Annotated in this window: 17 protein-coding genes; 6 read left to right on the forward strand and 11 right to left on the reverse strand. The window is 66.4% G+C overall.

What is annotated here, in order from left to right:
• Positions 1–176: 176 nt before the first annotated feature.
• The gene (locus tag ACY65G_RS11590; protein ID WP_464997498.1) at positions 177–593 is read right to left on the reverse strand and encodes a hypothetical protein; all 417 of its coding nucleotides are present in this window, start codon (positions 591–593) and stop codon (positions 177–179) included.
• A gap of 205 nt (positions 594–798) precedes the next feature.
• On the opposite strand from ACY65G_RS11590, the gene ACY65G_RS11595 reads away from it, so the two are divergent.
• Positions 799–2,442: a response regulator gene (locus ACY65G_RS11595; protein ID WP_464997499.1), complete on the forward strand. Its 1,644-nt coding sequence runs from the start codon at positions 799–801 to the stop codon at positions 2,440–2,442.
• Between the two features lie 45 nt (positions 2,443–2,487).
• Here the strand turns inward: ACY65G_RS11595 and ACY65G_RS11600 are convergent, their stop codons facing one another.
• Positions 2,488–3,000, reverse strand: a complete 513-nt coding sequence (locus tag ACY65G_RS11600; RefSeq protein WP_464997500.1) for a hemerythrin domain-containing protein — start codon at positions 2,998–3,000, stop codon at positions 2,488–2,490.
• A gap of 154 nt (positions 3,001–3,154) precedes the next feature.
• On the opposite strand from ACY65G_RS11600, the gene ACY65G_RS11605 reads away from it, so the two are divergent.
• Entirely contained in the window at positions 3,155–3,856 is a 702-nt protein-coding gene (locus ACY65G_RS11605) for a sensor histidine kinase (protein ID WP_464997501.1), read from the forward strand.
• A gap of 11 nt (positions 3,857–3,867) precedes the next feature.
• Here the strand turns inward: ACY65G_RS11605 and ACY65G_RS11610 are convergent, their stop codons facing one another.
• Positions 3,868–5,157, reverse strand: coding sequence for an NAD(P)/FAD-dependent oxidoreductase (locus ACY65G_RS11610; protein WP_464997502.1), 1,290 nt, complete (start codon positions 5,155–5,157; stop codon positions 3,868–3,870).
• A gap of 195 nt (positions 5,158–5,352) precedes the next feature.
• Positions 5,353–6,954: a hypothetical protein gene (locus tag ACY65G_RS11615; protein WP_464997503.1), complete on the reverse strand. Its 1,602-nt coding sequence runs from the start codon at positions 6,952–6,954 to the stop codon at positions 5,353–5,355.
• A gap of 203 nt (positions 6,955–7,157) precedes the next feature.
• Here ACY65G_RS11615 and ACY65G_RS11620 point away from each other — a divergent pair, with 203 nt between their 5' ends.
• A complete protein-coding gene (locus ACY65G_RS11620) occupies positions 7,158–9,998 on the forward strand; it encodes a hypothetical protein (RefSeq protein WP_464997504.1) in 2,841 nt (946 codons plus the stop codon).
• Between the two features lie 137 nt (positions 9,999–10,135).
• Here ACY65G_RS11620 and ACY65G_RS11625 read toward each other — a convergent pair whose 3' ends face one another.
• Both ACY65G_RS11625 and ACY65G_RS11630 read right to left on the reverse strand, forming a co-directional pair.
• Positions 10,136–11,791: a DUF4214 domain-containing protein gene (locus ACY65G_RS11625; RefSeq protein WP_464997505.1), complete on the reverse strand. Its 1,656-nt coding sequence runs from the start codon at positions 11,789–11,791 to the stop codon at positions 10,136–10,138.
• A gap of 167 nt (positions 11,792–11,958) precedes the next feature.
• A complete protein-coding gene (locus ACY65G_RS11630) occupies positions 11,959–12,450 on the reverse strand; it encodes an Lrp/AsnC ligand binding domain-containing protein (protein ID WP_464997506.1) in 492 nt (163 codons plus the stop codon).
• 100 nt (positions 12,451–12,550) lie between these two features.
• Between ACY65G_RS11630 and ACY65G_RS11635 the strand changes: the two genes are divergently transcribed.
• Together ACY65G_RS11635 and ACY65G_RS11640 are read left to right on the forward strand one after the other, a co-directional pair.
• Positions 12,551–13,849 carry a D-amino acid dehydrogenase gene (locus ACY65G_RS11635; protein ID WP_464997607.1) on the forward strand — a complete coding sequence of 433 codons (1,299 nt, stop codon included), beginning with the start codon at positions 12,551–12,553 and terminating at the stop codon, positions 13,847–13,849.
• 73 nt (positions 13,850–13,922) lie between these two features.
• A complete protein-coding gene (locus tag ACY65G_RS11640; RefSeq protein ID WP_464997507.1) occupies positions 13,923–14,756 on the forward strand; it encodes an HDOD domain-containing protein in 834 nt (277 codons plus the stop codon).
• A gap of 36 nt (positions 14,757–14,792) precedes the next feature.
• On the opposite strand, the gene hmpA is transcribed toward ACY65G_RS11640, so the two are convergent.
• The 5 genes from hmpA to ACY65G_RS11665 form a co-directional block, all read right to left on the reverse strand.
• Positions 14,793–15,998, reverse strand: a complete 1,206-nt coding sequence (gene hmpA / locus ACY65G_RS11645) for an NO-inducible flavohemoprotein (RefSeq protein WP_464997508.1) — start codon at positions 15,996–15,998, stop codon at positions 14,793–14,795.
• Positions 15,999–16,112: 114 nt separating this feature from the next.
• On the reverse strand, positions 16,113–16,571 hold the full coding sequence (locus ACY65G_RS11650) for an RrF2 family transcriptional regulator (RefSeq protein ID WP_464997509.1): 459 nt from the start codon (positions 16,569–16,571) through the stop codon (positions 16,113–16,115).
• A 61-nt stretch (positions 16,572–16,632) separates the two neighbouring features.
• A complete protein-coding gene (locus tag ACY65G_RS11655; protein ID WP_464997510.1) occupies positions 16,633–16,869 on the reverse strand; it encodes a hypothetical protein in 237 nt (78 codons plus the stop codon).
• An 84-nt stretch (positions 16,870–16,953) separates the two neighbouring features.
• Positions 16,954–19,176 (reverse strand): hybrid sensor histidine kinase/response regulator, encoded by a 2,223-nt coding sequence (locus ACY65G_RS11660; RefSeq protein WP_464997511.1) that lies wholly within the window; start codon positions 19,174–19,176, stop codon positions 16,954–16,956.
• A 10-nt stretch (positions 19,177–19,186) separates the two neighbouring features.
• Positions 19,187–20,392 (reverse strand): pyridoxal phosphate-dependent aminotransferase, encoded by a 1,206-nt coding sequence (locus ACY65G_RS11665; RefSeq protein WP_464997512.1) that lies wholly within the window; start codon positions 20,390–20,392, stop codon positions 19,187–19,189.
• Between the two features lie 158 nt (positions 20,393–20,550).
• On the opposite strand from ACY65G_RS11665, the gene ACY65G_RS11670 reads away from it, so the two are divergent.
• Complete coding sequence (locus ACY65G_RS11670) at positions 20,551–21,027, forward strand: hypothetical protein (RefSeq protein WP_464997513.1); 477 nt, start codon at positions 20,551–20,553, stop codon at positions 21,025–21,027.
• Positions 21,028–21,067: the final 40 nt, after the last annotated feature.

The following is a 21,067-nucleotide window of genomic DNA, read 5'->3' on the forward strand; positions in this document are numbered from 1 at the left end:
ACCCCGCAAGCACAAGACCGTGGTCAGCAAGGCATGCAAGCCGTCAGGCTCGCGCGCCTTGCTGACCACGGTTCTTCGTCCGGGTCTGGTTTGCAAAAAAATGCCGGCCACCTGCTCGAAAGCGGGTGGCCGGCATCGATGCATCGGCGAGCAGCCCGTTCGCAGGGCTGCCGGGCTTACTGCGCCGCTTGCTTTTCCTTGCCGGTGGCCGTGCACTCCTCGACCTTGTTGGCGTGCTGGTGATCGGTATGGGCATCGACCTTGTCCGGCGACACTTCGATGCGCGTGATGCCGGCATCGACGGAGATCGGGTCGCTGGCGGGGAACGTCATTTCCACGGCATCATCGAGCAGCTCTTCCTTGGCTTTGTCCTGGGGCAGCATCTGCTCCTCGGCGGCCAGCGTGGCAATGGCGGAAGCCCATTTGATGAAGTTCAGGTTCGCCAGTTCCCGCACGGTCGTGACGCCGAACGCTTGCTGCAGGGCTTGCGCGCCTTCCTCACCGACACCGTTCAGTGCGCTGACCGGCGCATCGGCCAGCTCGCGAAAACATTTACCCAGATAATCCTTACCCACCACGGTATCGACATTCATGATCGTATCCTTTCGTATTTTGATTGCTCGTTCAACGCTTTCACTATTGCATGACGACTTTGTCCTGTATGTGCGCAATCGAACAATCCAGGTCGCGTCCTGTTGCACGCAGGACTTTTGACAGCGCCGATGCCTGTTGCTATGATCGATCAGATGTTTGTCTTATAGAATTGTTTTCAGCAGTGCATCCCAACGACAAGTGCCCGTGCCTAAAGTAGACAAACCAAAGATCCTCGTCGTTAACGACGACGCGAACAGCCTGTTTGCACTCACGAGCTTGTTGGCGCAGTGGGCCGAACTGGAGTCGTATGAAGTGATCGCCGCGCGCAGCGGCGAAGAGGCACTGCGGCAGGTACTCATGCACGACTTCGCCGTGATCCTGCTGGATGTGAACATGCCCGGCATGGACGGCTTCGAGACCGCCGAGGCGATCCACCAGCGCGCCCGCTCGGCCAATATCCCGATCATCTTCATCACGGCATTCGTGGCGGATGAACTCGACCGGCTGAAGGCCTACCAGAAAGGCGCGGCCGACTTCCTGTTCACGCCGGTGATCCCGCAGATCCTGCACGCGAAGATCTCCGTCTTCGTGGCATTGGCAATGAAGAACGAGGAGTTGAAGAAACAGGCGCGCCAGCTGAGCCAGCGCACCAATGACCTCATCAGCAGCAACAAGCGGCTGCTGCAGGAAATCGAGGAACGCAAGGTGGCCGAGCGGCAGAACCATGCCAAGGACGAGTTCCTGGCCATGCTCGGGCACGAGCTGCGCAATCCGCTGTCGGCCATCAGCAGTGCCGCTTCGCTGCTCGGCCTGCCCACGGTAACGGTCGATGCGGCCGTGCGCGCCAAGAAGATCATCCAGCGCCAGAGCCAGCACCTGGGCCGCATCGTCGACGACCTGCTCGACCTGTCGCGGGCGATGTCCGGCAAGATCCTGCTGAACCGCACACCGGTCGACGTGGCGGCCCTGATCCGGAACTGCCTCGAGACCTACCGCACCACGGGCCGCACGGCCGACTACGACGTGCACGTGGCACTGGAAAGCGGCTGGGTCGACGGCGACGTGACACGGCTGGAGCAGATCTTTTCGAACCTGCTCGACAACGCACTGAAATACACGCCTCCCGGCGGCACGATCGATATCCTGCTGGAGGTGGAAGAAGAAGACGTCGTGCTGACCGTGCACGACAGCGGCGTCGGCATCGCGGCCGAATTGCTGCCGCACGTATTCGACGTGTTCGTGCAGGGCACGAGCACGCTGGACCGGGCCCAGGGCGGGCTCGGCATTGGCCTTGCGCTGGTGCGCCGCCTGGCCGAACTGCATGGTGGCGGAGTGGAAGCCGACAGCGCCGGCCCCGGCGAAGGCAGCACCTTCCTGATCCGCCTCCCGCGCACCGAACGAATCACCGAACCCAACCTGCAAATCATGGAAACCACTGAACGGGCCAAGCCCACTGTCCTGCTGATCGAAGATAACGATGACGGCCGCGAAATGATGGCGATGATGCTGTCGTGCTACGGCTATGAGGTGCGGCATGCCGCCGACGGACTGCAGGGCCTTGCCGTGGCGCGCGAGTACCGGCCCGGCGTGGCGCTGGTCGATATCGGCCTGCCCGGCATCGACGGGTATGAAGTGGCGCGCCGTCTGCGCGGCGATCCGGACATGCGGCATATCCGGCTCATCGCGCTGACGGGCTACGGCCTGGCCGAGGACCAGCGCCGCGTGCTGGAAGCGGGTTTCGACATGCACCTGGTGAAACCGGTCGACATCGACAGCCTGATGAAGGCCATTGCCAGCCTGACCACCGACGTCGCTCCGCCGGCAGCCGCGGTGGCCGCCAGGTCGTAGCACGGCTGCCCCCATCGGGGCGGGCAGCCGCCCGTCAAACGAAGTTCAGGCCGCAGGCTGGGTGGCGTACACGACCTTTCCCGGCACGGGCATCGGCGGGATTTCATCGATCTCGTCCTTGCGGGCCTGGATCCGTTCGCCGAGGGCCACGAGGTCGACGCCGGCCTTCTTCGCCTGCGGGAACATCTCCTGCTCTTCTTCCTTGACGTGGTGCTCGATATACTCGCCCAGCACCTTCACCTTCGCATCGTAGAGGTCGTCGTGCGGATCCATCGCGTGGATCTGTGCGATCAGGTCCTTGGCCGATGCGTGCTCGACGGTGGCTTCGTCGACCAGGTCATCAGCATCGTCGACCTCGGCGCGCACGGCCGGGTAGAAGATCTCTTCCTCGGCGATCGCATGCTTCGTCAGCTCCAGGCAGATTTTCTCGGCCAGCTTCTGCTTGCTGGCAAAGGCGCGGTCGCCGAGCTCTTCATATTGCTTGAACATCGCTTTCACTTCATCGTGATCCTGCTTCAGCAGGGCGACGGCATCACGCGGCTTGGCTGTTGCACTCATGGCTGCTCCTTGTAATGGTTTGACAACGTGGGTTCAGTGTGCCCGCTGCCGTTACCGCTGACTGTGCGACAACACACGATAGTGCCAGTGCGACATTTCCGAAAAACATCCGGTATGATCCCGCTGTCTTATCGGCCAAATACCTATACCAACCATGCCCGACGAAATCACCAACGGCAGCGAGCGCGCCGCCGAACTCTCCGACCTGCTGGGCCACGTGGTCACCAGCTGGGATAACGACCGCCGCGCCCTGGCACGCCAGCTGCACGACAGCCTGGGCTCGTCGCTGACGGCGCTGACCATGCACCTGGGCCTGCTCACGGCCAAGCTGCCGCCGGACCAGCCGCTGCGCGACCGTGCGGCGCAGATGAAGAACCTGCTGCACACGATCATCGAGAACAACCGGCAGATGCAGCACAAGATGTGGAACGACAAGCTGGAGTTCCTCGGCATCAAGGTCGCGTTCTCCGAACTGGTGACGCAGTTCGCCCAGCAATACGCACTGACGGCACGCTACAGCCTGCCGGAAGACGAACCGAGCTGCCCGCGCGAATACGGCGTGGTGCTGCTGCGCGTGCTGGAACAGGGCTTGTCGAACGTGACCGCGCATTCGGGCGCCAGCGAGGTCGATGTCATCGTCGACGACAACGAAGACGAGATCATGCTGACGGTGCGCGACAACGGAAAAGGCATCGGCGATGGCGGCATGCCGCCCGAAGGGGCTGGCGTCGGGCAGTACGGCCTGCGGCTGCTGCGCGAACGGGCCCGCCTGCTGGGCGGCGTGCTGACGCTGGCCACCCACCCGGAAGGCGGCACGGTGCTCACCGTGGTGCTGCCGAAGCCCGCCGCCGCCTGACCGTCACTTCCTCAATGCAGCTTGACCATCGGCGTGGTGCGCTTGATCAGGAAGCGCGCCAGCGCCAGCACGCCGGTGCGCAGCGTGCCCATGATCGCCTTGTGGTGCATCAGGTGCAGGCTCGTGTACATCAGCCGCGCGAAGAAGCCTTCGACGAACCAGTTCCTGCCCTGCAGTGAACCCATCAGGCTGCCCACCGAATCGCGCTGGCCGAACGACACGAGCGAGCCGTAGTCCTTGTATTCGTAAGGCTTGCCGAGCGGTGGCTGGCCGCGGTCGCGCCGCAGCAGGGCCGCGAGCAGGTAGTCGGCCTGCTGGTGCGCTGCCTGCGCACGCGGCGGTACCGGCTTGCCATCCGCGCCGATGCACAGCGCGCAGTCGCCCAGCGCGTAGATGTCCGGGAAACCTTTCACCACCAGTTCGCCCGTCACATCGAGCTGGCCGCCCTTCACCGTGGGCAGCCCCAGGTTCTTCAGCAGGTCCGGCGCCTTGATGCCGGCCGCCCAGACCACGATGTCGGAAGGATAGACATCGCCCTTCTGCACGGTGACCTGGTCGGCGTCGATCTGCGTCACGCGCGTATCGGTCAGCACGCGCACGCCCCGCTCGGCCAGCAGGCCGGCCGCGGCGGCGGATACCCGTTCCGGCAGCGGCGCCAGGATGCGCGGCGCGCCTTCGATGATCGTGATGCGCACGTCGCGCATGGGATTCAGGTCGCCGAAGCCATACGCGGCATACACGCCGGACGCCTCGCGCAGTTCGGCCGCCAGTTCGACACCCGTCGCGCCGCCGCCGATGATGACGATGTCCACGCCCTGCCCGGCCTTTTCCGTGGCGGCCCTGGCCATCAGTTTGAGCAGCGTGAGGCGGAAGCGTTCCGCATCCTCGGTGCCGTTCAGCGAGATGGTGTGCTCGGCGGCGCCGGGCACGCCGAAGTAATTCGACGTGCTGCCCACCGCCAGCACCAGCGCGCCGTAGGCGATCGTGCGCGCCGGCAGCACGGTTTCTCCCGCCGCCGTTTCGATCGGGCCGATCCGGATCGTGCGCCCGGGCGCGTCGAGTCCCTCGAGCGCGCCGTACACGTAGGTGAAGCCATTGTCGTGCGCCAGCATCTGGTACGACAGGCCTTCCGCGTGGATGTCCAGCGTGCCGGCCGCCACCTCGTGCAGCGACGGCTTCCAGATGTGGTACAGCCGGCTGTCGACCAGCATCACGTTGCCCGGCCCCAGCTTGCGGCCCAGCTTGCAGGCCAGTTCCAGGCCGCCCGCCCCGCCTCCGACGATCACATATTTGCTCTGCAAACGCTTCTCCCCGAAAAATGTTGAAAAGACATCGCGTTCCATTGTATGCGGAAGCCGAACTGCCGTTCGTACGCAAGCGCACCCGGCAATCGAGGCGGCCGCGTTCGCGGGGCGGATGGGCGGAACGGGAAAGGAAGCGGCGAGGCGATGAAACGCCCCCGGTGCGCACGCGATGTCCGCACCGGAGGCGCTTCGTCAGCCGAGGGGAACGGCGGCGCTCAGCGCCGCCTGCAGCTGGCCGATGGCGCCCTGCGCCTGGGCGATGACCTTGTCGGCGATGCGCTTGCGCACGGCCTGGATGCGCGCGGCCGCTTCGGCTTCCAGGATCAGCGGGGTCAGCAGGGCGCTGGCCGATTCGTAGAAGGCGCTGCCGATGCGATCGAGCTGCACGACGAAGCCCTCTTCCGCCTCTTTCAGCCGCCGGCGCAGTTCTTCCTCGAACACACGGCGCTTGTCGCGGATCTCTTCGCGCTTGCGCTTGTTCGTATCGGTCGCCCACTTGAATGCGGAGGCCAGCAGCACGGCCCCGCCGACGAACGGCACCACCGGCGCCACGACCGGCACCACGACGGCCACGCCGAACAGGTAAGCGGCGGTGCTGGTGCCGGCAGCCGCCACGGCACTGCCCATCAGCGTGAGGTTGGCGGCCGTGTCGACGCTGTTGACGAGCCGCGTGCCGATGCGCAGGCGCGGCATCAGCCGGGCCAGGGCCGCATGGTGCTGGCGCGCGAACGCATCGCCCTGCGTGATCCGCATGTCGGCCTGGAACAGCTTCAGGTCGTGGTGCAGCAGGTCCAGCGCTTCCTGCTTGCGGCGCGCCACGCGGTCGAGGCGGTGCTCCATTTCGCGGGCGAACTGGTCGCGCGCGATGCCCGACCAGACCTGCTCATCCTTCCAGCCCTCGCTGTCGAGCCGCTCGCCGATCGCCACCTCGATCGCGTTGCCGGCATCGTGCACGGCGTCGTCGATGTCCTGCCACAGCATGCGGCGTTCGTAGGCGATGCGGGCATCCACGAGGGCAAGGCGCTGCAGCACCTGCTGGCGCAGCTGTTCGGCGGTGGCCGACAGGGCGATCGCTTCCCCATCGCCCTGCGGCGGGGCGGCCGCCTTTTCCTGGTAGGTGGCGATGCCCTGCGTGATCGTGTCGACGGCGCCCTGCACCACGTCGCGCAACTGCTCCTGCGACATCATGCCGCCGTTGAAGCCGCGCGCATGGTTCAACAGTTCGACCTGGCCCGTGCTGCGGCCGAAATCGGCCACCGCGTCGACCAGCCCCCTCCCCTTCACCAGCTTGCGGGCCTGCGTGCCCAGGTTGTTCAGCAGCCGGCGCTCCTCCTCGGGGGGCAGGCCGTAGTAATGGTCGGGGACGAGCCGGATGCCGAGCGCGCGCGCCGCCTTCACGGCCAGCGGACGGGCACGCCGGCCCTGCAACGCCAGCAACGGTTTCATCATCGTGAACGCCGCTTCGCGCGCCGACGGTTCGACCGATCCGCTGCTGCGCGCCAGCGCATTGGCGGCCCAGTCCACGGTGACGCCCGACTCGATGGCGTTCAGGACCAGTGCCGTGAAGACGGCCGACGCCTTGCCGTCGCCGGAAAGATCGGTCACGGCGGCGAATTGCGCCAGCGTCATCGCGCCATCATCGCCGACCGCCAGGGCGCCGAGCAGCCGCGCCAGCGCGGAGGCAAAGCTCTGGTCGGTACACAGATGCTCGTCGAGCGTGCGCAATTTCAGTACATGCTCCGGCGCGGCGGGCGTGATTTGTGACGTTACTTGCGACGTGGCGGTTTGGTTCACGGCAGCCCCTGTTGTGTCATGTTTTTTCGACATTCTAGCGGAACGGACACCGGGCCGGCGCAATCCCTTGACCCGCATCACAAGGAAATCTGAGTTTCCATAATGCATTGATTCCATAGGGCAATACCATATGTGCTGCCTAGTACTGCTTGTGCTGCCTTGTCCTGCCTTGTTCAGGACTGTCTCACCCATGGAGAAAAAGAATGACCAGATCGCTCGCCGCTTGCTTCGCCGCCGGCCCCCGCCGTGCGCGCAACCCCGCGCCCCCCGGCGTGGCTGCCGCTGCCTTGCGCATTGTTCCCAGCGCCGCTTCGCGCACCCTCGGACGTTGGTGCACGGCCGCCGTGCGCGGATGCCTTGCCTTGCTGCTTGCCGCGGCATGCGGCGCCGCGCACGCCGCGCCGGACCTGGCGGCACATGTCGCCATTGCCGTCGACACCCCGGTACTTGGCGCCACCAACGTGTCGGACAGCGTGGTGACCGTCACCAATACCTCCGCAATACCGATCGGGGCACCGTTCACGCTGCGGATCGCCCGCAACATGACGCCCGGCGTGGCGGTGGCCTATCCCACGTCGCTCGATCATTCCGGCAATGCCGGTATCGCGGTCCCATTGCCGCTGGGCGTGCTGCAACCGGGCGCGCAGGTCGCCGTTCCGGTCAGGTTCGTCAACCTGCAGCGCCGGCAGTTCACGTTCGAAGCACGGGCGACCGGCACGCTCCTCGCGCCTGACACGAGCGTGCCGCTGGAAGTCGCCGTGCACCGGTATTCGGGAATGGCCGACAGCCCGCGCGGGACACCGGCCGGTGCCGGCGTCGCCATCGTGGTCGACGGCGCGGTGCGCGCGCGGACGGACGCCGACGGCCGGGCCACGGTACTCGTTCCGGCCAGCCTGCAAGCCGTCTCGGCACGCCTGGCGCCCACCGGTACCGGTATCGCCCGCCTTGCGCTGGCGGCGGGCATGACGAACAGCACCGACATCGTGCTGGCCGATGACGGCCAGGTCTACGCCGACGCCACGCTGCGCTTCGACGCCGTGATGCAGTCGCTGCTGCCCGCGGGGCTGCGCACGCTGACCGGCCGCTTCGTCGCGCCGGATGGCGCCACGGTGCGCCTCGCCCACCTGGCCAGCGTCGAACTGCGCGACCTCCAGCGCGACGACGCATACCGGAACATCACGAACAAGTTCTCCCTCGATGCCGACGGCACCGTGCAATGCCGCGACACCGCCGCCGTGCAGGACCAGGCGTCGCGCGGCAACGCCATGGTGGTGGTGACGGGGACGGACGCCCAGGGCCACGTGTACCGCGGCTCGGTGGACATGTTCCTGGCATCGGTCGCGCCGACTGGCATGCTGGTACCGCCCGCCGCGGATCCGGACATGGACCTGGCGGGCATTACCGTGACCGCCGCCAGCACCTGGAACGGCAAGACGGTTGCCATGTTCACGGCCGTGACGGATGCCGGCGGCAAATTCACGCTGCCCGCCATGCCGCGGCAGGGTCTCTCGCTGTCGGCGCACGCGGTGCGCGATGGCCGGCACTTTACCGCCGCCAATGTCATCGCTGCGGGCCGGCCAGGCACGTTCGAGCTGCCGCTCCAGGGCGGCGCGGAGCTGCAGCGCTCCCTGCCCGATCCGGAAGCCACGGTGGCGCACGTCAGTATCATGCGCGACTGGGGCAGCGATGGCCTGAAGAGTTCCACCCTCATCGTGCCGCGCGGCACCCGGCACGTGACGCTGTCCTACATGTCCTCGGTGGCAGGCGGCGACATGGATGCCGTCAGGGATGTCCGCGTCGTTGCCGGCCCGGCCGGCACGCCGCTGTACGGGGCCGCCCACCGCTATGCCAGCCACCACGACGACTATGCCAATGCGCCCTACATGAGCATGCTGGTCGACCGCCAGCTGGATGTGGCGGAACTGGCCGCCGACGGTCCCCTCGAGCTGACGCTGTACGCCAATCTGTTCGGCGGGTCGACGAAGATGCAGCGCATCGAAGCCACGCTGGGCACGGGTACCCCGCTGATCATCGAATCGGCGACGATCGGCGACGACTTCCATATCGCCCATGGGCGGCGCCACATCAGCATGCCCGAGCCGGGCGAGGCGAACCTGATCCAGCGCCGCGTACGGCTCGCCGTGCGCATGAGCGCCGACATGGAAATCACGAACGTCAAGGTAGATCTGGCAAACCAGTACATGCCCGAATACGAGCTCAACTATGGGTTGCTCACGGTGCTGGATGCGCCCCCGGGCCCGGACGTGGTCGTCGATGGCGGGGTGATCGATACGCATGTCACGTTCACGGCGCCGCACGGGCACGACCTGCGCGCACTGGACGCCCGCATGGTCATGCACTACCAGGTCACGGTCACGGCGCGGGCGCCCGATGGCACCGAGACCAGGGCGACCAGCCTGGTGCCGGGCAAGTGGCCGCTCTGGCGCGCACCGGCCGGCCTGCCGCGCTACGGCATGCGCGAAGCGGGCGGCGACGATTGGGTTTCAGGTTCCACGCACGACTGGCTGGTCGAGCATGCCGACGCCGTCACCGCGATCAACGATTTCTCCGGCGAGCATGGCACCGACCTTGGCCACGCCTCGCACGGCAGCGGCAACGAATTCGACATGTACCACTTCCATACCTTCCCGGGAGCCGATCCGCAGAGCGGCACGTCGAACTACCGCGAGCTGGTTGCGCGCATCCTCGACCTGCCCCTGCTGCGCGGCACGGATCCGGAGCAGGTCGCCAGGGGCAAGGCCGCCGCCGCCCAGTTGCAGGCCTGGATCCGGGCCAGCCGCAGCGGCATCGACAAGCTGTACGCGGCGAATGCCAGGCAAGTCGGCTACATCCTGGGCGGCCCGGACGCGGCCGGGATCGGCGGCATGGACTGGGGCTACAAGCTGCTCACGACGGGCCGGGTGACGGTCAACGGCGTGGCCCACGACCTGGGCACCGGTGCCTGGAACAATGCGATCTATTACCCCTTGCCCAATCACCATCATCACGTGCACGTGGCGCTGATGCCGGATTTCTGGTTCTAGTGGCTCACTTGCAACCGATCGGGGGGCGGAAGCGCCCATTTCCGCCCCATGCGTCATCGTCAATGCCTGGCCTGACACGAAAATCCACCGCTTTTACCGCCACGCCGTGGCCAGTCAACTCACTGCCCCGGCGCCGGTCAGGCCAGCGGGATCGTACTGCCGACGACGCCCACCAGGGCGACGGCGTCCGGCGATTCGGACACCTGCAACAGGACCTGACCACGGTCGAGACCGAGGTCGAACAGGTCGAGCAGCTGCGCCTTCTCGACCGCCGTCGGATCGCGGTGCAGGCCGGTAGTATAGACATGGTCGATGAATGCGCTGTCAGTCAGGTTGCCCGCCTCGTCCGCGTGGGCGAACTGGTTGGCGATGCTCGTCATCGACATGCCCGCGGCACGGTTGCCAAGCCAATGGTTCAAGCCCGCTTCATCGGGCGCGCGGTCGAACATCGTGTAGTACAGCCGCAGCAGCACGCCGATATCGCTGCCGCCCAGTTCCAGCGTCGCGGGCCGCGCCATGTTTTCAGCGGAGTTGATGAAGCCAAGGGCAATCTCGGTCCGATCGGCTCCAGTTGCGATCTTGCCGACCCAATGATCGACTTCATCGGCGGAGGGCGCACGGCTGAGTATGCTTTCATACAGTGCCGTGACGAAACCGGCCGACCCGCTCGTGCGGTAGATCCCTGCAGCTTCCGGCGAGCTGATGAATTGTTCGGCTACATCGTGCACCGACATGCCGCCGGCGATGACGCCGGCCCAGAAATCGATTTCGAACACGTTGCCGTCGCGTCCCAGAATGCTCTGGTACAGGAGCGCGGCGCTGTCGGCAGCAGAATTGCCCCTGCCACCGAGGAATTCGAACGATTCGATGTCGTGCAGCGCATAGCTGTTGCCGCCAGCTCCGGACACCAGTAGCGTGCCATTGACGACTTTCATCGTGTAGTCGGCTGCGTGGCCGGACAACTGCACCGTGTCGTAACCGGCGCCGCCGGCAATCGTGTCGTGGCCACCGCCTGGTGTGAACACATCGTTGCCGGTCCCACCAGTCAAAACGTCGCTCCCCTTGGTTCCGGCGAACACCGCGCCCAGCGTGGGGCCGCCGGTCGGCGTAGGCGTAGGTGCAGGTGCAGGTGCAGGTACCGGGGCTGGTGCTGGTGCTGGGGCTGGTGCTGGGGCTGGTGCTGGGGCTGGTGCGGGTGCCGGCGCGGGTGCGGGAGCCGGCGTAGGTGCGGGCACCGGAGGCAATTCGGGAGCCGGTTCAGGTTCAGGGCTGGTCGCACCCATTCCCGGCATGTCGATCACGGCTTCCGCGAAGGACACATTGGCAGTGCCCGTCAGCCCGGCCTCGCGGCTGGCGACGACAAGCACATATTGCATGCCGGCATGCAACGTCACGCCGCTGAGCTTCGACAGCAGGTTACCGACGCCGCCGTCGTCAGTGAACGAGTCGATGTCGTCGTTCGCCGCAACGAGGTTCGCCAGCGGGTAGGCGGGATCGAAGCTGCCTTCGTACAACCAGAGCTGCGTGTCGGCTTCGCGCGGGTCGTCGGAATAGCTGAAGCCGGTTGCGCTGTCGATCGTGAAATCGTAGCGGCCATCCGCCGGCACGGTGATCACCTTGCTGGCATAGGCATGCCTGGCGGAATAAGTGCCAAACGCATTGGCGGCAGCCACGTCGGCGCCGAGCCATGTTGCTATGTAAGCATCCTCGGTAAAGAGAAGGTCACCCGGAAGCAGTGGCCGACCGAAGGTCAGTGTACCGTTTACCGCAAAAGTAAAGTTTTCCGTGATCATCGTCAATTTCCCAAAAGAATCTTTAGCGGATTCTAGCAGATGGTCCGAGCCACGTTGTTGCGGAAATGCCTCATGGAAACAATAAGGGATCAAATGCTACGTCTGATCAGGTGCTGCCTGCCGCCAGCGCTTGCCAAAGAATTTCCTTATGGGTATTTTTTTGGCCGTCAGGCAACTTCTGTCGACAGGGTCAGCGTCTCCTTGATCTCCTCCATCACCACGTAACTCTTCGATTGGGCCGCACCGGGCAAGTTCAACAGCATGTCGCCCAGCAATTTTCGGTACTCGGCCATCTGATGGATGCGCGCCTTGATGAGGTAATCGAAGTCGCCGGATACCAGGTGGCATTCCTGCACTTCCGGAATGCGCAGCACTTCACGCCGGAACTGCTCGAAATGGCTGGCCGATTTCTGGTTCAGCGTGATTTCCACAAATACGAGCAGGGTGGCGCCGATGGCCGCGGGGTTGAGCCGGGCGTGGTAGCCGGTGATGACGCCATCGCGCTCCATGCGCTTGACGCGTTCGATTGCCGGCGTGACCGACAGGCCGACCTGCTCGGACAAGTCCTTCATCGAGATCCGCCCGTCCTCCTGGAGGATGCGCAGGATCTTGCGGTCGAGCTTGTCGAGTGCGCGAACCGACTGAATTTGAGTACGCATTATTTTTTCCTGTTTTATCGCCGATATATAGTAACAACCACTACCAAACAAAACTTACCATAGGCGAATTACCCAGGCAATCAACCATACCTATTCTTATATTCGAGGCAATCATATGCGCGTAGTCATTCTCGGTAGCGGCGTCATCGGTGTCACTACGGCGTATTACCTGGCCCGTGCAGGGCATTCGGTAACCGTGCTGGACCGCCAGCCCGGCCCGGCCCTGGAAACGAGTTTTGCCAACGCGGGCCAGATTTCGCCCGGCTACGCCTCGCCCTGGGCCGCTCCCGGCATACCGCTGAAGGCACTGAAATGGATGGTGCAACGCCATGCGCCGCTGTCGATCGCGCCGGATGGCACGCTGTTCCAGCTGCAGTGGATGTGGCAGATGCTGAAGAATTGCAATGCCGACAGCTATGCGGTGAACAAGGAACGCATGGTGCGGCTGGCCGAGTACAGCCGCGATTGCTTCAAGGCCCTGCGCGCATCGACGGGGATCGCCTACGAAGGCCGCCAGCAAGGCACGACACAGTTGTTCCGCACGCAAAAGCAGATGGACGACGCGGCCAAGGATATCGACGTGCTGGAGGAAACCGGCGTACCGTATGAACTGCTGGACGCGCGCGAACTTCTGTCGGCCGAGCCGGGCATCGCCAGCGGCCGGCTCGTGGGTGGCCTGCGGCTGCCCAACGATGAAACGGGCGATTGCCAGCTGTTCACCACGCGGCTGGCCGCGCTGGCCGTCGAGCTCGGCGTGCAGTTCCGCTACGGCGTGGCCATCGACGCCCTCGACGTGGAAGGCGGCGCCATTCGCGGCGTGCGCTGCGGCGGCGAAACGGTCACGGCCGATTCGTACGTGGTGGCGCTGGGCGCGTATTCCACGCCGCTGCTGCGCGGCATCCTCGACATTCCCGTCTACCCGCTGAAAGGGTATTCGATCACGGTGCCGATCGTGGATGCGGCGCGCGCCCCCGCCTCGACGATCCTCGACGAGACCTACAAGATCGCGGTGACCCGTTTCGACGACCGCATCCGCGTCGGCGGCATGGCCGAGATCGCGGGTTACGACAAGCGCCTGAACCCGCGCCGCCGCGCCACGCTGGAAATGGTGGTCAACGACCTGTTCCCCGGCGCCGGCGACACCGCCCAGGCGTCGTTCTGGACGGGCCTGCGGCCGATGACGCCGGACGGCACGCCGGTCGTGGGCCGTACCCCGTTGCCGAACCTGTTCGTAAACACGGGCCACGGCACGCTGGGCTGGACGATGTCATGCGGCTCGGCACAACTGCTGGCCGACATCATGTCGGCACGGCGCCCGGCCATCCGGGCCGACGACCTGTCGGTGGAACGCTACCAGCGCACCGGCCAAGTCCGGCAGCCCCAGCTGGCCGGCGCCTGAAGCCCGTCCTCCCCGGAGGATTGCAAGCCTGTCCTCAATTGTGCAGGCAGTAGGGCGTGCGTATAATCCGGCCATGAACAAACTGGAAGCCTTCGGGCATATCGCCGCGCTGGCAATCCGGGGAGACCTGGTCTTTCCCACCAGCGTCAACGCGGCCTTGCGCGTGCAATTGGCGCTGGAAAATCCGGATACGCCGATCGACGAGGCCATTCGCCTCGTACTGGCCGAGCCGCAACTGGCGGCGCGTACCGTCGCGCTTGCCAACTCGGCCATGTTCAACCGCAGCGGCAATTCCGTCACCAATGTGCGTGCCGCCATTACACGCGTCGGATACCACAACCTGTATGCGCTGGCCGCCGCGATGGTGGTGCGCCAGTTCGGCAGCAGGATCGTCGACCCGGTCGTGCGCGCCAAGGCCGAGCAGCTGTGGCAGCACTGCGTCTACGTGGCGTGCCTGGCGCGCATCATCGCGCGCGAGGTGACCGAGGTGAATGGCGATACCGCGCTGTTCGCCGGTATCGTGCATGAGGTGGGCGGCTTCTACCTGCTGTCGCGGGCCGACGAATTCCCCGGCCTGCTCGATCCCGATCCGGATAACTGGCAGCCCGCCAGCGAGGAAATCATCACGCGCGAAGTGATGAACAAGCTCGTGATCCCCGAAGAAGTGGCGACCGCGATCGAAGGCCTGCGCGACGGTTTCCTCGGCGTGCCGCCGGAAAGCCTGCTCGACACGCTGCTGCTGGCGAACCACTTTTCCCCGGTGGATTCGCCGCTGGCGCTGCCGCGCGAGGAAACCCCGCAAGCCGAGTCCGTCGTCGACCTGTTCATCGACGAGGAAATGGCAGCGCGCTTCCTCGATGAGGCGGAGAAGGATGCCACGTCCATGACCGCGGCCCTCCTCGTCTGACATGACGTCCCGCGGTGGTTGCCGCGGTCCTGCCTGTCATTCCAGCGCGGCGGCCGGGCCGAAGAACTCGTAGCGGGTCTGGCTTTCCGGCACCCCCAGTTCGCGCAGCGAGCGCTTCACCGCCTTCATGAACGGCTGGGGTCCCAGGAAATACGCATCCACGTCGCGCGATGCCGGCAGCCACGCCGCCAGTTTTTCGCTGTCCAGCAGGCCCACCGCATCCGGCGCCGGGTGCCGCGATGCGGCGTCCGCCGCCAGGTGCCGATCCTCGGCATACACATAATGGCGGCGCAGCTGCGGATGGCGCGCGGCCAGCTCGTCGACATGGGCGCGGAACGCATGCACGCCGCCGTGGCGCGCGGCATGGATGAAGTGCACGTCGCGCCCGCTCGCCAGCGCGGCCGGCAGCATCGCCAGTGTCGGCGTGATGCCGACACCGCCGGTGATGAACACGATCGGCCGGCTGTCGTGCGGCGCCAGCGTGAACACGCCCGATGGCGGCAGCAGCTCGACGACGTCGCCTTCGCCCACCGCGTCGTGCAGGTGGTTCGACATCGCTCCGCCCGCCTCGCGCTTCACGCTGATCTGGTAGGTCTTGCCGTTCGGCGCGGCCGACAGCGAATAATTGCGGCGCTGGTCCTGGCCGTTGGCGATGGCGCGCACGCCGATGTACTGGCCCGGCTGGAAGTCCGCCACCGCCGCGCCGTCCTCGGGGCGGAACACGAACGTGGTGATCTCGTCGTTTTCACGGCGCTTCGCGGCAACGACGAAGCGGCGCAGGCCGTTCCAGCCGCCCGGTGCCGCCTTCAGCGCCTCGTAGGCCTTGCCTTCGACGCCGATCAGGATAGTGGCCAGCTGGCCATAGGCCGCGCCCCACGCTTCGATCACGGCATCGGTGGCCACCTCGGCCCCAAGCACCTCGCGGATCGCCTGCAGCAGGCTGGCACCCACCATCGGGTAATGCTCCGGCAGGATGTTCAGCGCCACATGCTTGGCGACGATCTGGCCCACGAGCGGCCCCAGCGCCTCCAGCCGGTCGATATTCTTCGCGTACATCAGCACGGCATTTGCCAGGGCGCGCGGCTGGGCGCCATCGGCCTGGTGGGTCTGGTTGAAATAGGGCTTCACCTGCGGGTAGTCGCGGAACAGGATCGGGTAGAAGTGGCGCGTCAGCGCCTCGCCGCCCTGTTCGAGGATCGGCACGGTGGCGGAAACGATGGCGCGGTGTTCGGTGGAAAGCATGGTGTTCTCCTTTTGGCTTCGGTGTTCGTTTAAAGATGCATTCAGTTTGCATCTTTAATTCGTGCCGAGGAATTGGACAAAATGTCCCACCCAGGGAAAAACAACGTTGTTCTGTCAGGAGGCTGGCCGGCGCTCCGGCATGTGCAGCAGGATCGCGTGCTCCTGCTTGCGCGCGCCGGGCAGCAGGTCGGCCAGCGTGACGCCGTCGAGCACGGCCAGGAACGCTTCGGTGGCCTGCGCCAGCTTGCCCTGCAGAGCGCAGGCGCCGGCGAACGCGCAGCCGGCGCTGGCCGGATCGAAGCATTCGGCCATGTGGAAGTCCGACTCGCTGGCGCGCACCACGGCGCCGATATTGATGTCGCCGGGTTCGCAGCGCAGGCGCAGGCCGCCGTTGCGACCGCGCACCGTCTCGACCAGGCCCGACATGCCGAGCTGGTGGATCACCTTGGTGAGATGGTTTTTCGAGATGCCGTGCAGGTCCGCGATATCCTGGATCGTGACCAGGCGGTCGCGGTGCATGCCCAGATACATCAGGGAACGCAGCGTATAGTCGGTGAAGGTGGTCAGTCTCATGGTATGCGGGCAAACGGCTGCGCCATTATAGCGGTGCAGCGGCCCGGCTGCCCGGACCGGCCTAATGCCTGCCTTCGTGCTTCTGCTCGTAATCGTCGCGCACGTAGCGCGAGATGAACGTGGACAACCCCCTGCCCGCCTCGGCCAGCGCCTTCATCGTTTCCACGCGGGCCCGGCCGGTTGCGCGGTACGTGTAGTCGTACGTGTCGCCGCCGGAAAACTTCACGGCGATCGCCTCTGGCTGGATGTCGTAGGCCACCACGCCGGAATGGCCTTCGAGATTGCGATAGCGTTTCATGGCACTCAGTCTAGCGCGCGCTCCGGCGCGCGCGCGCACGCTTCGATGCATTCGCTTCGATGCATTCGCTGCGATGTGCCCGCTTCAGTGTACCCCGTCCGGTTTCATGGCCACGAGCAGCTGCACCAGCTTGGCCGTATCCATCGGCTTGACGAAATACTGGTCGAAGCCGGCGGCGATCGATTTTTCCTGGTCTTCCTTGCGCCCATAGCCAGTGACGGCGACCAGCCGCGCATGGGCCGTTTGCGGCAACGCGCGCAATTGCCGGGCGAGCTGGTTGCCGTCCGTGTCGGGCAGGCCGATGTCGAGGAAGCACAGCTGTGGCGCATGGAGGCGCGCCAGCTCCAGCGCCTCGGCGGCGCGGAATGCCACGTGCACGACGTGGCCGGCGGCCTCGAGGAACAGCGCCAGTGTCTGCGCCGCATCGGCGTTGTCGTCCACCACCAGGCAGCGCAGCCTGTCCGGCCGGGCCTGCCTGGCGCCGGCGGCATGGACGGTGCCGGCGGCCCCCGGTTGGGACGGCGGCTCCGCATACGGCAGTTCGACGGTGAACGCGCTGCCCTGGTCCAGGCCCGCGCTGTCGGCATGCACCGTGCCGCCATGCAGCGTCACCAGGGTGCGCGCCAGGGCCAGACCCAGGCCCAGTCCGCCCTGCGAGCGGTCGGACGTGCGCTCGGCCTGCGTGAACAGCTCGAACACGCGCGCCACCAGCTCCGGCGTCATGCCGATGCCGTCGTCCGCCACCACCAGCCGCACACGTTCGCCGTCGCGCGTCAGCTGCACGCGGATGTGGCCATATTCCGGCGTGTACTTGGCGGCGTTGTTGAGCAGGTTCGCCGCCACCTGCACCATGCGCTTGTGGTCGGCGTTGACGCCCATCGGGGTGTGCGGGATATCCAGTTCCAGTTGCTGGCGCTTCGACTTGAACAGCGGGTAGGCCTGTTCCACCGCGTCTTCCACCACGGCGCGCAGGTCCAGCGGCTGCCGGTTCAGCTTGACGAGCCCGCGCGTGACGCGCGACACGTCCAGCAGGTCGTCGATCAGCCGCGTCATGTGCTCGACCTGGCGCGCGATGATTTCCGCCGTGCGCGCGATGGCCGGATTGTCGGCATGCGCCATCTTCAGCACCTGGGCACCCGAGCTGATCGGCGCCAGCGGATTGCGCAGTTCGTGCGCCAGCATGGCCAGGAACTCGTCCTTGCGGCGATCGGCCGCCTGCAGCGAGGCGGCCGCGGCGTCGCGCTCCAGCTCCTTCTTCTGCAATGCCTGCGCCATCTCGTCGAGCGAACGGGCCAGCGCGCCGATTTCCTCGTCCTCGTAGCGCAGGCCGGTGCGGGTGTCGAGCGAACCGGTGGCGATGCGGTTGGCGGTGCGCGCCAGGGCCTGCACGCGGCGCACGATGAGGATGTCGCCGCCAAACCATGCCGCCAGCAGCGCCAGCGTGACGGTCGCGGCGAGGCCCACGATGGCGATCATCTGGTCGCGCGTGGCGGCGGCCACGATCTCCGTGTACGGGATGCCGATGATGACCGTGTAGTCCGAAATATCGGGCTTGCCGACGCGCGCGAACGCGTACAGCCGCTCCACGCCGTCGGCATCGGTGAGCAGCACCGGCACGCCTGGCCGCGTCGCCAGCGCCTGCCGCAGGTGCGGCGCGACCGGCTTGCCGAACCAGCCCGTCGGATCCGGGCGGCGCGAGATGATCGTACCCTGCGCGTCGAGCGTCCACATCGCCGAGCCGGGCGACAGGTGCACGTCGGCCACGAACTTGTCCAGCTCGGCCAGGTCCATGGCGGCGAACAGCACCGCCCTGACGGTGCCGTTCTTGATGACCGGGAAGGTCAGGTTGATCGTGTGCTTGCCGATCACGCGGCCGAACACATAGTTGCTGGCGATGAAGCGGCGCTCCGCCACCGCGCGGCGGAAATGCAGCCGGTCGCTCAGGTTGACCAGCCCGACCGACGATACCGCACTGCACGTGACGTCGCCGTTCATCTGGATCAGCCCGAAATTCACGTAATCGGTGTTCTTCGACAGGATGTCCGACAGCAGCACGCTGCAGTCGTCCTGGTTGTCCAGCAGGTCGGGAATGCTGGACAGGTCGCGCAGGATCTGCCGCGCGCCTTCCAGCGACTGCGCCTCGTTGGCCGCCGCCAGGTTGGCCACCCGCTGCAGGTTCTCGCGCGCCACGTCGATCGCGTGCTCGCGCTCGCGCAGGCCGGTCAGCACCGTCATGGCCGCCATCGGCGTGATCGCCAGCGCAACGAGCAGGATCAGGCGGGCACGCAGGCTGTTCAGGCGCGGCACGAAGCGGCCCTCAGCGCGCGGTGCCGGCGGCCGCCCACCGGTCGCCCAGCGCGATGATGGCGGCCACGCCGCGCCGCAACGTGGCCTCATCGTCGGCGATGTAGCCGATGCGGATGAAGCCGGGGCAGCCGAGCGCCTCGCCCGGCATGACCGCCACGCGGTATTCGTCGATCAGCGTTTCGGCAAAGGCGACCGTGTCCACCGTCAGCGCGGACACGTCGCCCCACAGGTAGGGGCCGGATGCCGGCGCCGCCATGGCGATCCACGGCACCGGTGCGAACAGCCCCACCACCAGGTCGCGCCGCGCACGGTAGTCGGCCAGCAGTTCGGGCACCGCGCCGATCGCGAACGCCGCCCCGGCAGCCGCCTGGGTCAGCGCCGGCACGGCCGCCGTGATCGGCCCCTGCAGCGCCTCCATCGCCTTGATCCACACGGCCGGCGCGCACGCGAAGCCGGCGCGCCAGCCCATCATCGCGTAGTTCTGCGAGGCGGAAAAAATCGTCGTGATGCCCAGCGCTTCCCAGTCCGGGCAGGCACCCAGGCTGTGGTGCGCGCCGTCGAAGACGAGCTTTTCGTAGCTCTCGTCGACGATGCAGGCGCTGCCCCGCGCGCGCAGCCAGGCACGGATGGCGGCCAGTTCCGCCGGCGTGTACACCTTGCCCGTGGGGTTGTGCGGGTTGTTGAGCATCAGCACCTTCGCCGGCGGCAATGCGTCGAGGAAGGCCGCATCGACCGTGTCGGGCTGGTCCGCCAGCACGATGTGCAGGCCCAGCAGCTGGGCCGTCGCCACGTAGGCCGGCCAGTGCGGGCGCAGCACGATCACCGTGTCGCCCGGATCGGTCATCACGTACAGTGCCTGGTACAGCGCCTGCTTGGCGCCATTGGTGACGATGACATGCCGCGCGAGCGCATCGATGCCGTTTTCATCGCGCAGCTTGGCGGCCAGCCTGTCGCGCAGCGCCGGCAGGCCGCCGACGGCGGTATAGGGCAGCAGGGGTTCGTCGAGCGCGGCGCGCACCGCGGCGCGCACCGACGAGGGTGCGGGAAAGTGCGAGATCGCGATCGAGAAATCGATCACCTCCTCGCCGCGCAGCTTCAGCAGGTCGACGCGCTCGTGCATGGCGGTGGTCGCCAGCGGCCGCGCCGCCGCGATCCGCCGGGACACGCTGCGCGGAAGGGGATGCGGCTCGGGAAAGTGATGCTGCTGATAGTTCATCGTTCGCTATCTTTCTTATAGTTAAACGACCGCTCTGGCGATGACCATATTTTACCAAGATGCAATATTATCGCACCACCCTTTCGTATCGTGCGCGTATTTGCCATCACTCCCGCCGGCTACAATGCGGGCAATCCACATCCTCGCAAGGAGACTCCATGAACCGCTGGCTTGCCGGCACCGCGTCCGCCGCCGCCGTCGTGCTCGCGGGGCTGGCCGGATGGGTATTGTTCGGACCCGGCGTACCGCCGCCGGCCGCGCCGGATGGTACGGCGCCCCCGGCCGCGGCCCGCATCGCCGACCATGCCCGCGCGCTGGCCCGTGGCGCGCATGGCGTGCAGTACGTGGGCACCGAGGAATCGCTGGCGCGGCCGCGCCAGGGCTACCAGGTCACGTTCCGGTCGGCCGAGCCGGAACTGGCAAGGGCGCGCGACGATGCCGCCAATGCCGCGCGTCGGGCAGCCTGGCAACGGCGCTTCTGCACCGACGAGCTGAAAGGCGAGATGGCGGCACAGGGCGTGACCGTCGTCACCGGCCGCGTCGTCGACGGCAGCGGGCGCACGCAGCACGTGGCCGACTGCATGGCTGGGGGCGGTGCGACGCAGCAGGCTGGCCCGGGCGGGCCGCTGCTGTAGCGGCGCAGGAGAACGTCCGTGTCCTGATGCGGATTCAGGA

Source organism: Pseudoduganella sp. jia 12 (genome assembly GCF_055502675.1).

Bases quoted from the DNA above. Each gene is read 5' to 3' on its own strand.
- ACY65G_RS11625 (WP_464997505.1), bottom strand. From the start codon at position 11,791: ATGATCACGGAAAACTTTACTTTTGCGGTAAACGGTACACTGACCTTC.
- ACY65G_RS11590 (WP_464997498.1), bottom strand. From the start codon at position 593: ATGAATGTCGATACCGTGGTGGGTAAGGATTATCTGGGTAAATGTTTT.
- ACY65G_RS11655 (WP_464997510.1), bottom strand. From the start codon at position 16,869: ATGAAACGCTATCGCAATCTCGAAGGCCATTCCGGCGTGGTGGCCTAC.
- ACY65G_RS11630 (WP_464997506.1), bottom strand. From the start codon at position 12,450: ATGCGTACTCAAATTCAGTCGGTTCGCGCACTCGACAAGCTCGACCGC.
- ACY65G_RS11600 (WP_464997500.1), bottom strand. From the start codon at position 3,000: ATGAGTGCAACAGCCAAGCCGCGTGATGCCGTCGCCCTGCTGAAGCAG.
- ACY65G_RS11640 (WP_464997507.1), top strand. From the start codon at position 13,923: ATGAACAAACTGGAAGCCTTCGGGCATATCGCCGCGCTGGCAATCCGG.
- ACY65G_RS11650 (WP_464997509.1), bottom strand. From the start codon at position 16,571: ATGAGACTGACCACCTTCACCGACTATACGCTGCGTTCCCTGATGTAT.
- ACY65G_RS11665 (WP_464997512.1), bottom strand. From the start codon at position 20,392: ATGAACTATCAGCAGCATCACTTTCCCGAGCCGCATCCCCTTCCGCGC.
- ACY65G_RS11605 (WP_464997501.1), top strand. From the start codon at position 3,155: ATGCCCGACGAAATCACCAACGGCAGCGAGCGCGCCGCCGAACTCTCC.
- hmpA (WP_464997508.1), bottom strand. From the start codon at position 15,998: ATGCTTTCCACCGAACACCGCGCCATCGTTTCCGCCACCGTGCCGATC.
- ACY65G_RS11670 (WP_464997513.1), top strand. From the start codon at position 20,551: ATGAACCGCTGGCTTGCCGGCACCGCGTCCGCCGCCGCCGTCGTGCTC.
- ACY65G_RS11620 (WP_464997504.1), top strand. From the start codon at position 7,158: ATGACCAGATCGCTCGCCGCTTGCTTCGCCGCCGGCCCCCGCCGTGCG.